The organism is Bauldia sp. (genome assembly GCF_965232525.1).
Classification (GTDB): domain Bacteria; phylum Pseudomonadota; class Alphaproteobacteria; order Rhizobiales; family Kaistiaceae; genus Bauldia.
In genome coordinates, this window is sequence record NZ_OZ246980.1 from 2283664 (window position 1) to 2296325 (window position 12662).

The window sequence follows — 12662 nt, forward strand, 5'->3', positions numbered from 1 at the left end:
GATGGAATGCGTCCGATCCGTCGCGTCGTCCTGCCGCGCTTTCTCCGTCGGCCGGCCCGCGTCCTGCTTTCGCGCGAGTGGCGGATGCCGCGCCACGCCGGGTTGAAGGCGCTCGCTGTGTTTGCCGCCGCCACCAGCATCGCCGGCGTCACCCTCGGCGGACACACGGAGACAGTCGTATCCGCGACCACCGCCTGGGCAGGGCTCGCCATCGATGAGGTCGAGATCAGCGGTCAAAGCGAGACGTCCGAGGTCGACATTCTCGACCGGCTCGCCATCGGCCCGCATCCGTCGATCGTGACCCTCGACGCGATCGCCGCCCGGGAGCGGGTTGAGGCGCTGCCCTGGGTCGAGCAGGTCGTCATCCGCAAGCTCTATCCCGACACACTGCAGGTCGCGATTGCCGAACGCGAACCTTACGCGCTTTGGCAATATCAGGGCGTCGTCTCGGTGGTTGACGCTGAGGGCGATATCATCACCGAGCACGTCGGTGGCCGTCATTCGGTGTTGCCCATGGTGGTCGGCGAGGGGGCAGCGCAGAAGGCGCAAGCCTTTGCCTCCCTGCTCGACGAGTTTCCCTCCTTGGCGCCACGCGTCAAAGCAGGGGTACTGGTTGCCGGTCGTCGTTGGAACGTCGTCCTAGTCAACGGCGTCGAGATTTTCCTGCCGGAGGAGGACCCAGCCTCGGCGCTGATCCAGGTCGTCGCTCTCGACGACGGACACGGCATCCTGTCGCGCGAGATCGCAGCGGTCGATCTCCGTCTACCGAACCGCTTGGTTTTCCGCCTCACCGAGACTGGGTTCGAAGCGCGTGAGGCCCTGCTCAAGGACCGCGGCACCAGAAGGACCGGCGCGTGATGAAGCTGTTCGGTCCCTCCGAGTCGTCAAAGCGTTCAAGCGGTCGCCGGTCGAGCATCGTCTCCGTGCTCGACATCGGATCCAGCAAGATCTGCTGCCTGATCGCACGGGTGAAGCCGTTCGCCGCGGACGAGCGTCAAGAGTCGCTCGGCGGTCGGACCCACGCAGTCGAGGTGCTCGGGATCGGCCATCAACGCTCGCGCGGCATCAAGTCCGGCGTTGTCGTCGACATTGACGCTGCCGAGCACGCCATCCGCCTTGCGGTCGATGCCGCCGAACGACGCGCGGGGCTCACCATTCATTCGCTCATCGTCAACGTCTCGGCCGGGCGTCTCGCCAGCGAGACCTATTCGGCGAGCGTTGCCCTGTCCGGCAAGACGGTCGAGGACTCCGATATCGGTCGCGTGCTCGCCGCCGGTCGCCGCCATTCCGTCAGCGACGGCCGCTCCGTCGTCCATGCCCTGCCGATCGGTTACTCGCTCGACGCCGACGCCGGTATCGCCGATCCGCGCGGGATGGTCGGCGAGCGGCTTGGGGTCGATATGCATATGGTGAGCGGCGATACCCAGCCGCTCGACAACATCGATCTGTGCATCGCCCGTTGCCACTTGTCGGTCGAACGAGTAGTGGCGACACCCTACGCCAGCGGGCTGTCGGTGTTGGTCGACGACGAGTCTGAACTCGGCTGCGCCTGCATCGACTTCGGCGGCGGCACGACGACGCTGGCGGTATTCATGAAGGGCCAGTTCGTCCATGTCGATTCGATCGCGATCGGCGGGCAACACATCACGACCGACATCGCCCGGGGTCTCTCAACCCGACTCGATGTCGCGGAGCGCCTGAAAACCGTCCACGGCAGTGCGCTGCCGAGCGCGGTCGACGAGCGCGAGAGCATTACCGTTCCGGCGATGGGCCACGACGACGGCGAGATGGACAGTCACGTCCCCCGGTCAGCGCTGACGCGCATCATCCGGCCCCGGGTCGAGGAGATTCTCGAACTCACCCGCGACCGCCTCAACGCCTCAGGCTTCGCGGCCCTGGTCGGGCGCCGCATGGTGCTGACCGGTGGCGCCAGCCAACTGACCGGACTGGCGGAATCGGCGCGCCGGGTGCTGGCCCGCAACGTCCGCCTCGGCCGTCCGCTCGGGATTGCGGGGATGCCGGAACTGGCGCGCGGTCCGGCTTTTGCAACGGCAGCCGGCCTCGTCATCTATCCGCAGGTCGCGACGATGGAACAGTGCGATACCGGGCGATCGTGGCGTCCGGCGATGACCGGAACGGGCGGTTACTTCGCCCGGGTCGGCCATTGGATCAGGGAGAGCTTTTGAGCGGGCCGGTAGCGCGGCACGGGCCCCCGCGGCGGCGGAGCCCGACATCGAGGAAGAGGCCGGCGGAACGCAAACGGCCAACAGGGGTCACAACGAGGGTGCCATGACGATCAATCTGCAAATGCCGGAGATTCAGGAACTGAAGCCGAAGATCACCGTGTTCGGCGTCGGCGGTGCCGGCGGTAACGCGGTCAACAACATGATTCGCTCCGGCCTCATCGGCTGTGAGTTCGTCGTGGCCAACACCGACAGTCAGGCGCTGTCTTCGTCGGAAGCCGAGCGCGTCATTCAGATGGGCGTCGCGGTGACCGAGGGCCTCGGGGCCGGATCGCAACCCGAAGTCGGACGCGCGGCAGCGGAGGAAGCGATCGCCGAGATCGGCGACCATCTCACCGGTTCACACATGGTGTTCGTCACCGCCGGCATGGGCGGCGGCACCGGAACCGGCGCCGCACCGATCATCGCCCGTGCCGCTCGTGACCAGGGCATTCTTACAGTCGGTGTGGTCACCAAGCCGTTCCAGTTCGAGGGCGGTCGCCGCATGCGGGTCGCCGATCAGGGCATCGTCGACCTGCAGGCCTGTGTCGACACCCTGATCGTCATCCCCAACCAGAATCTGTTCCGCATCGCCAACGAGAAGACCACCTTCGCCGATGCCTTCGCGATGGCCGACCAGGTGCTCTACTCCGGCGTGGCGTGCATCACCGACCTGATGGTCAAGGAGGGGCTGATCAACCTCGACTTTGCCGATGTCCGCTCGGTCATGCGCGAAATGGGCAAGGCGATGATGGGGACCGGCGAAGCGTCCGGCGACCGCCGCGCGATCGAGGCTGCCGAGGCGGCGATCGCCAATCCGCTCCTCGACGAGACATCGATGAGCGGTGCCAAGGGGCTGCTGATTTCGATCACCGGCGGCAAGGACCTGACGCTGTTCGAGGTCGACGAGGCGGCGACGCGGATTCGCGAGGAGGTCGACCCCGACGCCAACATCATCCTCGGCGCGACGTTCGAGGAGTCGCTGGAAGGCGTGATCCGGGTTTCGGTGGTTGCAACCGGCATCGACAATGCGGAACTGGAAGATGCGCCGACCGCTGACAGCCGGCCTGCTGACATCAGCCAGCGCCTGCGTCCGGCCGCGCGCGTCGAGGCCGCCAAACCGGCACCGACGCCGGCAGCCGCTCCGACACCAACGCCGGCGCGGCCAGCCGCGGCGATCGCGACCGAAGCGGTGGCCAACGCGGTCCAGCCCAAACCGACGCCGGCGGCGGCAGCGCCCACGCCTACGCCCGCTCCGGCCCAGGCCCCGGCCGCTGTCGCTCAAGCCGCGCCGGCTCCAACCCAACCGGCGGCACGCCCGGTGGCGAAGGCAGCCGGCGACGACGGTGTCACCATCGCGCCCCTCCAACGGGCCCAGCCGGCTTACGACGAAGGCGCCTTCGACGCGGAGACCGAGGCCAGCCCACCGCCCGCGGCCGAAGCTCCGCCAAGTGAAGCTCCCTTCATTCCGCCGGAGCCCGATGCCCCGCCGGTGCGCATGCCGCGTGTCCAGGACTTTCCGCCTGTCGCCCAGCGCCAGTTGAAAGCGCAGCAGCAGGCGGAGGTGCCGCAGCATGAAGACGATCGCGGTCCCCTCAGCCTGCTCAAGCGATTGGCGAATGTGGGGCTCGGCCGTCGCGAGGATGAAGGCGTTCAGCGCCCGCCGGCCAATGCCCAGGCGGCGCCACGCCCGCAACAACCGCCACGCCAGCAGGCGCAGCGTCCACCGGCCGCAAGGCAACCGCAGCGCCCGCGGACCGAGGCGCCGCCTCCGCCGCAGAGCGAGTACGCCAAGCGCCCGCCACAACCGCGGGCACAGGCCGGCGATCCGCAATATCGGCCGCGTCAAGCGGAACTGGACATCCATGGCCGGCCGCAGCCGCGCGATCATCGCCCGGTCGATGACGAGCTGGAGATTCCCGCGTTCTTGCGCCGCCAGGCCAACTGAGACCGCGACACCTGTTAACGCCCTCCGCTGGCAGCTCTGGCGGAGGGCGTTAACGTTTTGAAAATACTTCCGAAAACTACGTCGTCAGCCGTAACAGAGTGTAACCAAGCGTGATTTGCGATCCCGGGCCACAGGTCTAGTGTGCACTGCGAGGAGGGCGCTGGGGCGAATGAGTGGGACCGGCCAGGTAGAGCGGAGCAAAACGAAGCTCAAGCCGGAAATACGAAGCCCAAGTGCCGCCAAGGGCCGCGAAAGCGGCAGGAACTGAAACTTAAGGGGCGGGTGCCGCGGGCATGGCGAGACGGCGTACGGGGACGCAGACGACGCTCGGCAACCGAGTATCGTTGTCGGGAGTCGGTGTCCATAGCGGTGAGCAGGTTTCAGTGACCCTGCATCCGGCCGAGGCGGATTGCGGTATCTATTTCAACCGGACCAATCTCGAGGACGGCCGGGATCGTGAGATCCCGGCCGACTTCCGTTATGTGAACGCCACCGATCTCTGCACTTCGATTGGAGTGTCCGGTGCATCGGTTGCCACGATTGAGCATCTGATGGCGACCCTGCGGGCTCTCGATATCGACAATTGCGCGATCGAGGTCGACGGTCCGGAAGTGCCGGTCATGGACGGCAGCGCAGAGGCATTCGTCGACGCCGTCGATCAGGCGGGGGTCGAACACCTGTCGGCCCCACGTCGCTACATCAGGATCGAGCGTCCGATCCGGGTCGAGATGGGCAAGAGCTTCGCCGAGTTCGTCCCCCATGACGGCCAGCGGATCGAGGTGGAGATCGATTTCGCCAATCATCTGGTCGGTCGCCAGGCCTTCGGTTTCGATGTCTGCGGCAAGGTTTTTCGCGACGAGGTCTGTCGCGCCCGTACGTTCGGTTTCTACGCCGATGTAAAGAATCTCTGGGCGAGGGGTTTCGCCCTCGGCGCATCGCTGGAAAATGCGGTGGTCATTGGCGAAGACCGGATCATGAACCCGGAAGGGCTGCGCTTCACCGATGAGTTCGTTCGCCACAAGGCGCTTGATGCCATCGGTGATCTGGCGCTTGCCGGTGCTCCGATCCTAGGCTGCTATCGCTCGTATCGCGGTGGCCACAAGCTGAACCACATGGCGCTCCAAGCGCTGCTTGCCGATCGCGACGCCTGGAGTATCGTGGAACTGCCGGCGCGGCGCGAGACCGGCCATGGGGAACTCCCGGCGGCGCTTGCCGCTGCGGCGTTCGGCCCCGACGTTTCCTGAACCGTTTACCGGTCGGAAACCCTTTTTTCGCCGTTTTGCCATAAAAGGATGCGACTTCCGTCGACGTGGACGGTTGGCGTTGCACCGCAGGTACGGTACGACAATGCCGCTTTCTTTGGTTGGGTGAACAGGGGCGATTCGGCTTTTTCGCCGACTTGAGTGGAAATGCAGATCATCGCACCGAAAAACGAGACGCGCCGTCCGGTTTGGCGCACCGCGGCCATCGCGGTGGCTATCATCGGTTTGCCGGTGCTGCTTGCGGCCTGCAACAAGTCGATCGAGGGCACGCTTGCGGCATACGAGGACGACGCGCCGGCCGGCTCCCTCTACAATCGCGGCCTCGGCTACATGAACGCCGGTAACTTCGGCGATGCGATCAAGAGCTTCGACGAAGTCGATCGTCAGCACCCCTATACGGAGTGGGCGCGGAAATCGCTGGTGATGTCGGCTTACGCCAGCTATCGCCGCCGCGACTACAATACGGCGATCGCCACGGCCAACCGTTATCTCACCCTCTATCCCGGCAACGAAGACGCAGCCTACGCCCAATACATCATGGGCCAGTCCTATTTCGCTCAGGTCAAGGACGTCACCCGCGACCAGGAGACAACGATCAAGGCGATGCGGGCGATGGAGGAGATCACCACCCGCTATCCGGAATCCGAATACGCTGCGGACGCCCGCAAGAAAGTGATCGCCACCCGCGACCAGCTCGCCGGCAAGGAGATGCAGGTCGGCCGCTACTACCTCGAACGTCGGGAGTATGTTGCGGCGATCAATCGCTTCGACGTGGTCGTCAAGGATTATCCGGAAACCCGCCACGTCGAGGAAGCGCTGCAGCGTTTGGTCGAGGCCAACCTGGCGATGGGTCTGGTGCGGGAAGCCCAGACCGCTGCCGCCGTGCTCGGCCACAACTTCCCCAACAGCAGTTGGTACAAGGACGCCTACGAGCTTCTCGACGAGCGCGGCGTCCAGCCGGAAGACTTTGGCGGCGAGATCAGTGACTCGGTGGGGAACCGCACCAGCTAAAGTCGGGCTGCCATGCTCGTCGCCCTTTCGATTCGCGATATCGTTTTGATTGATCGGCTGTCGGTCGATTTCACCAAAGGCATGACCGTTCTCACCGGCGAGACCGGCGCCGGTAAGTCGATCCTGCTCGATGCGTTGTCGCTGGCGCTCGGCGGCCGCGGCGACAGTGCGTTGGTGCGCGCCGGGGCGGAGCAGGGCGACGTCACCGCGGTGTTCGCGCCAGCCGCAGACCACCCGGTGTGGACGCTGCTCGACGAGGCGGACATCCCGTCCGACGGCGATTTGATCCTCCGCCGGGTCCAGGGCGGCGACCGGCGAAGCCGTGCCTTCATCAACGATCAGCCTGTATCGGTGAACCTGCTGCATCGGATCGGTGCCACGCTGGTGGAGATCCACGGCCAGCATGATGACCGCGCGTTGGTCGATGCCGGCATCCATCGGGCATTGCTCGATGCGTTCGGCGGGCTCGACGCTACCGCCGCAGCGGTTGCCGATGCCTTCCGCGCCGTGCGCAAGGCGGAAGCCGATGCCGCGGCGCTCCGCGAGCAGGTCGTTGCCGCTGCGGCCGAGGCCGATTATCTCCGCGCCGCCGTCGACGAACTCGCGACCCTGGCGCCGGAGCCCGACGAGGAGGAGGCGCTGGCCGATCGCCGGGCCGTGCTGATGCGGGCAGAGAAAATCGCCGGCGATGTCGCCGAGGCGCACGAGCTCGTGTCCGGCAATGCTAGCCCGGTGCCGACGCTCGCCGGACTGATCCGCCGGCTCGAACGCAAATCGCCGGAAGCGGCCGGTTTACTCGACGAGACAATCGCCGCACTCGACCGGGCGTTGGTGGCTTTGGAGGAGGCCGGTACCGCCCTCCAAGCCGCCGCGGCGGCGACCGACGCCGATCCGGGTGAACTGGAGCGCACCGAGGAGAGGCTCTTCGCGTTGCGAGCGGCGGCGCGCAAGCACAATGTCGCGGTCGGCGAGCTCGCGTCCCTGGCCGATTCCATGGCGCAAGCGCTGGACGCAGTGGAGTCCGGCGCCGAGCGGCTGGCGGCCCTCGATGCGGCGGTGACTGAGGCGCGCGCCACATATGACAAGCAGGCGGCAACTCTCAGCGAACGACGCAAGCGCGCCGCACGGAAACTCGAGAAGGCGGTAGCGGCCGAGCTGCCGGCACTGAAACTGGAAAAGGCCGCGTTCATGGTTACGGTCGAATCCGATCCGGCGCGCGTGTCGGAGACCGGCATCGACGACGCCGCCTTCATGATCCAGACCAATCCCGGCACCCACCCCGGTCCGCTGATGAAGGTCGCCTCCGGCGGCGAGCTGGCGCGCTTTCTGCTGGCCCTCAAAGTGGCGTTAGCCGATCGCGGCTCCACCCCGACCCTCGTGTTCGACGAGATCGATACGGCGGTCGGCGGTGCGGTGGCTGATGCGATCGGCGCCCGCCTGTCGCGGCTGTCCGATGGCGTTCAGGTGCTGTCGGTCACTCACGCGCCGCAGGTCGCGGCGCGCGCCGATAGCCACCTGCTGGTCGCCAAGGGCCATGATCGCAAGGCAAGTGCCAACCGAACCGATGTCGCCCGGCTTGACGGCGAAACCCGGCGTGAGGAGATCGCGCGGATGCTTGCCGGCGCAACCATCACTGATGAGGCTCGCGCCGCCGCTGATCGCCTGATCCTCGGGGCGGCGTGAGGGGACCGATTTGGGATCGCGCGCTTCGAGGGCCGCTTCGCGGCCTCCTCAGCATGAGGATGTTGGTGGCAAGTCAACGGCTGGCACACGTCAAGCCAGATATCATCGTCCTCATCTTGAGGTGCGAGGGCGAGAGCCCGAGCCTCGAAAGACGCACGACACCGACACAACCCCGGACATCGAGTGCTCCGCACCATGAGAGGCGAGCAATCCGAGTCTAGGAAAAGCCCGCCCGACTTGATCGGAGGGCGCCAAATCTGCTGACAAGACGCGCCTTCAATCGCATGCTTTCGCGGGTAGAATGATTGTAAATCAACGCCACCAAAGTCATGCCCGCCAAGAAACCCAAACCCGTCGACGATCTGACCGAGCCCGAAGCGGTCGAGGAACTGGCCCATCTGGCCAAGGCGATCGCCGAAGCGGATCGGCTTTATTATCAGGACGACGCACCGACGCTTACCGACGCCGAGTACGACGCGTTGCGTCAGCGCAACGCTGGGATCGAGGCTCGCTTTCCCAAGCTGAAGCGCGCCGATAGCCCGAGTGGCCAGATCGGCGCTGCACCGACCGGTAAGTTCGCCACCGTCCGCCACGCGGTGCCGATGCTGTCTCTCGACAACGCCTTCGACGACAACGATGTTCGCGATTTCGTCAACCAGATGCACCGCTTTCTCGGCTGGCCGGCGGACAAGCCGATCGAGCTGGTGGCCGAACCCAAGATCGACGGCCTTTCGATGTCGCTGCGCTACGAGAGGGGCGTGTTGGTGCTCGGCGCGACGCGGGGTGATGGCGTCACCGGCGAAGATGTGACGGCCAATGTCCGGACCATTGGCGACATCCCCCAGAAACTACGGGGCAAGGTGCCAGACGTCGTCGAGGTCCGTGGTGAGATCTATCTCGGCAAGAAGGACTTCGCCGTTCTCAACGCGGCCCAGGAAGTGGCCGGCAAGCCGCTCTACGTCAACCCGCGCAACACCGCAGCCGGGTCGCTCCGCCAGAAGGATCCGGCGATCACTGCCACCCGGCCGCTGCGTTTCTTCGCCTACGCCTGGGGCGAGATGACCGCCATGCCGGCGGACACCCAGTTCGGCATGGCTGAGGTTTTTCAGTCCTGGGGTTTCCCGATCAACCCGCTGATGAAGCGCTGCGATACCGTCGACGAGGCGCTCGACGTTTACCGCCACATCGAGCGCGAGCGCGCCGGTCTCGACTATGATATCGACGGCGTCGTCTACAAGGCGGATTCCCTGGCGCTGCAGGCGCGGCTTGGCTTCCGCACCCGCAGCCCCCGCTGGGCGATCGCCCACAAATTCCCGGCCGAGAAGGCGATGACGGTGCTCGAGGCGATCGACATCCAGGTCGGCCGCACCGGCGCACTCACCCCGGTGGCGCGGCTCGAAGCGATCACCGTCGGCGGTGTGGTCGTCACCAACGCGACGCTCCACAACGAGGACTACATCCGCGGTTTCGGCCGCGACGGCCAGCCGCTCCGGGTCGACAAAGACGGCAACCCCATCGATATTCGTGTCGGCGATACGGTGATGATTCAACGCGCCGGCGATGTCATCCCGCAAGTCCTGTCGGTCGATCTCGACGCTCGCCCGGCGGACGCGAAGCCTTTCGCCTTCCCCACGGTCTGCCCGTGTCCGTTGAAGACGCCGATCGTTCGCGAGGAGACGGCGACCGGCGGTGCCGGCATCGTCCGCCGCTGTTCCGGCGAGTTCGCCTGCCCATTCCAGCGCAAGGAGCACCTTCGCCATTTCGTCTCGCGCCGCGCGTTCGATATCGAAGGGCTCGGTGAGAAGCAGATCGAGATGTTCTACGAAGACGCCGAGCTGCCGATTGACACACCGGCCGACATCTTCACGCTCCGGTCGCGGGACGAGGCGAACGAGAAGAAACTCAAGGATCGCGAGGGTTTCGGCGAGGTTTCGGCGCGCAATCTATTCGCGGCCATCGAAGCGCGGCGGACGATCCCGCTGGAACGCTTCGTCAACGCCCTCGGCATCCGCCATGTCGGCGAGACCACCGCGCGGGTGCTCGCCCGGGCCTATGGATCATGGGGCGCTTTCCACGATGCGGCGCTGAAGATCGCCAACGGCGATGAAGCGGCCCGCGAGGAGATGGATACCGTCGACCAGATCGGCGGCACCGTCGTCGAGGCGATCGCCCGATACTTTGGTGAGGCGCATAACCGCGACCTAGTCGAGGCGTTGACCGCGCAGGTCGCCATCGAGGACGCGGAGGCGGCGGAGGTCGACTCGCCAGTGGCAGGGCAGACGGTCGTGTTCACCGGCTCTCTGGAGAAGATGACCCGCGACGAAGCCAAGGCGATGGCCGAGCGCCTGGGCGCCCGGGTCTCCGGCTCAGTGTCGAAGAAGACCGACCTGGTGGTTGCCGGTCCCGGCGCCGGCTCGAAGCTGAAAAACGCCGAGAAATTCGGCGTCAAGGTCATCGACGAGGACGGCTGGCTCGCTTTGGTCGGTGCGGGCTGAATGAAGTGCGTCGCTGTGAGGCCCCGCTACGCAGAAGCTGACGCTGAAGCTCGAGCCTGTTTTTGCCAGCGTCGGAGTTGCAATTTTACAAGCAGGCAAAGGGTTCCGCTTGCGACAACGGCGGTCAGCAGGAAGAAGCAGGAGAAAGGAATTATCAGACCTATGTAAGCTAGAACGGCCATAAGGAAGAGAGCGTAAACGAGCTTACCGACCGTCTTTGCCAGCCAGAACGTGCCAGATCTGGTCGTCCACTTCTCGGGGGCGATTTTCAGCGACAGGAGGAGTGTCCAGATAACAATGAGCCACAGCATCAGAAAGGCGAAGCCGATTGGCTTATTCACAACATTCCTGGCTTCAAACGAAATTCTCTCGAGGATAGATGCGTCGCGGGTCGCGAAACCCGTGTGAAGACGACGATCGGGGTAGTTGGCCGGCCTGCCCTCGGTGAGTTCGCCAAGAATCTCGAATGCATCCGGGTCGAGGGTGTGCACGCGTCCCTCAAATGGGTCATATAAACGGCAGCCTGTCGGGGTGGCGGAGCCATCATGGCAATCGAGGTAAAGCAGTAAGCCGACCGGCCCGGCGGCAACGATCTTGTCCGCGTCATCAATAACCACCGGCTGGACGGGGTCGGCAAAGAATATGCCGTCGCCGTAGAGCAGTTTCAGTGTCAATCGACTCCCGTCTTCGGCGACAATCTCGCGCGATTGCCCGAAGTAGGGGCTATGAGCCGAGGCTGAGTGCACCAAACCGACCCAGCCCAAGATCATAAGCGCCAGATGGACTGCTCGATACAAAGCTGAACTCCGCTCGCGTCGACTTGTCGTCGCAGATAATCGTGGCGAGAATCTAGGTTGGCCGTTTCCAGATAAGCGGCGGCACTCCTGTGACTGCCCCGAATCTGTGCAGGCGATGACCTATGTTTGACGGGGAAGGGGGATCGACGATATCGATGCCTGCTCGCGCATCGCGGCAGCTCCCCTACAACCTCACCCGTTGACACCTGTCGCCATCAGATCATCATGCAGTGCACAACCGATGGAGGCGAGGCCGATGCATTCATCGCTTGAGACGCTTCAACAGGTTCAAATCGCGCGGGCCACGGCCCTTCCCCAGACGGAGCCGGGCTCGAACGGCTATTGGCTGGAAGGTGTGCGACGCCGCAACGCGGCGCTCGATGCTGTTTTCTACGATGTCGGCGTGATCAGCGATGGCGAGGCCCGGGCGATCAGCCCATGGCTCGCGCGCGAGGGGGCGATCCTTTACGTCCCGCCGAGCGGGAAGGGCGATGTCCGCGTCTGCTCCGGTGCCGACGATCTCGTCAAGACCAAACCGGCGGCAAAAAGCCTCGCCGTCGCAGGTGTTGGATCATCGGCACTCGGGTCGGCAGCGTTCGCCCGCAATGTTGCCGATGCCACCGGTGCGCCCGTTGCAGCCGTTGTCTCCGGCTATGGCCTGTCAGACCTCGCCTCCGAGGCGCTCGGCGGCTGGTTCCTGTTCGGCTACGCCAATCGCAGCCGCGATCCCTGCGAGGCGGGCTCGGGGTCGTCCATCGGTGCCGTCGCCACTGACCGACTGACGCGGACAAGCAAGGACACCGAGGCAGTCATCGCGTTGCTGCGCGACAAGCGCCTATCGTTCGATCTGTTGACCGGGCACTCCAAGGGCAACTTGGTTCTGTCGGAGGCGCTGTTCGCGATCTCTGATGACTCTAGGCCGCCGGTTGCGGCGGATACGCGCATCGTGACGATCAGCGCCGCGATCTACCTGCCCGACCGGTTCACCAACATCGTCGACGTGATGGGCGAATGGGATTCGTTTGGCCGCCTCAATTCGTCCCGATGTCTGTCCATTGATGTCACCGTGCCGGCGGCGCTCCACCACACCAATACCCAGATTCCGGGCCACATTCCGGTCACCGAAACGCTGGCCGGCGTTCTCGCTGGCTAACGACGACGGGGCTGGTCTGAGACCCGCATCATTGACAGAGGCGGGCGGGACGGCGTCTGTAGCCTCGCCGATTTCCTCGTGTCCATTTCTC

Annotated in this window: 9 protein-coding genes; 8 read left to right on the forward strand and 1 reads right to left on the reverse strand. The window is 65.1% G+C overall.

The features are described 5' to 3' along the window. Positions 1–6 precede the first annotated feature (6 nt). From ACO076_RS10855 to ligA, 7 genes are all read left to right on the forward strand, one after another. On the forward strand, positions 7–858 hold the full coding sequence (locus ACO076_RS10855) for a cell division protein FtsQ/DivIB (RefSeq protein ID WP_421722850.1): 852 nt from the start codon (positions 7–9) through the stop codon (positions 856–858). Continuing rightward, entirely contained in the window at positions 858–2186 is a 1329-nt protein-coding gene (ftsA, locus tag ACO076_RS10860) for a cell division protein FtsA (RefSeq protein ID WP_421722851.1), read from the forward strand. Before ACO076_RS10855 ends, ftsA begins: the two co-directional genes overlap by 1 nt. Positions 2187–2289: 103 nt before the next feature. After that, positions 2290–4170, forward strand: a complete 1881-nt coding sequence (gene ftsZ / locus ACO076_RS10865) for a cell division protein FtsZ (RefSeq protein ID WP_421722852.1) — start codon at positions 2290–2292, stop codon at positions 4168–4170. A gap of 293 nt (positions 4171–4463) precedes the next feature. Beyond that, positions 4464–5414 (forward strand): UDP-3-O-acyl-N-acetylglucosamine deacetylase, encoded by a 951-nt coding sequence (gene lpxC / locus ACO076_RS10870; protein WP_421722853.1) that lies wholly within the window; start codon positions 4464–4466, stop codon positions 5412–5414. A gap of 165 nt (positions 5415–5579) precedes the next feature. After that, positions 5580–6443, forward strand: coding sequence for an outer membrane protein assembly factor BamD (locus ACO076_RS10875; RefSeq protein WP_421722854.1), 864 nt, complete (start codon positions 5580–5582; stop codon positions 6441–6443). A gap of 12 nt (positions 6444–6455) precedes the next feature. Continuing rightward, positions 6456–8126, forward strand: coding sequence for a DNA repair protein RecN (gene recN / locus ACO076_RS10880; protein ID WP_421722855.1), 1671 nt, complete (start codon positions 6456–6458; stop codon positions 8124–8126). A gap of 329 nt (positions 8127–8455) precedes the next feature. Further along, positions 8456–10621, forward strand: a complete 2166-nt coding sequence (gene ligA, locus ACO076_RS10885) for an NAD-dependent DNA ligase LigA (protein WP_421722856.1) — start codon at positions 8456–8458, stop codon at positions 10619–10621. A gap of 26 nt (positions 10622–10647) precedes the next feature. Here ligA and ACO076_RS10890 read toward each other — a convergent pair whose 3' ends face one another. Then, positions 10648–11295, reverse strand: coding sequence for a hypothetical protein (locus ACO076_RS10890; protein ID WP_421722857.1), 648 nt, complete (start codon positions 11293–11295; stop codon positions 10648–10650). A 379-nt stretch (positions 11296–11674) separates the two neighbouring features. Here ACO076_RS10890 and ACO076_RS10895 point away from each other — a divergent pair, with 379 nt between their 5' ends. Next, complete coding sequence (locus tag ACO076_RS10895; RefSeq protein ID WP_421722858.1) at positions 11675–12571, forward strand: hypothetical protein; 897 nt, start codon at positions 11675–11677, stop codon at positions 12569–12571. The last annotated feature ends 91 nt before the right edge of the window (positions 12572–12662 follow it).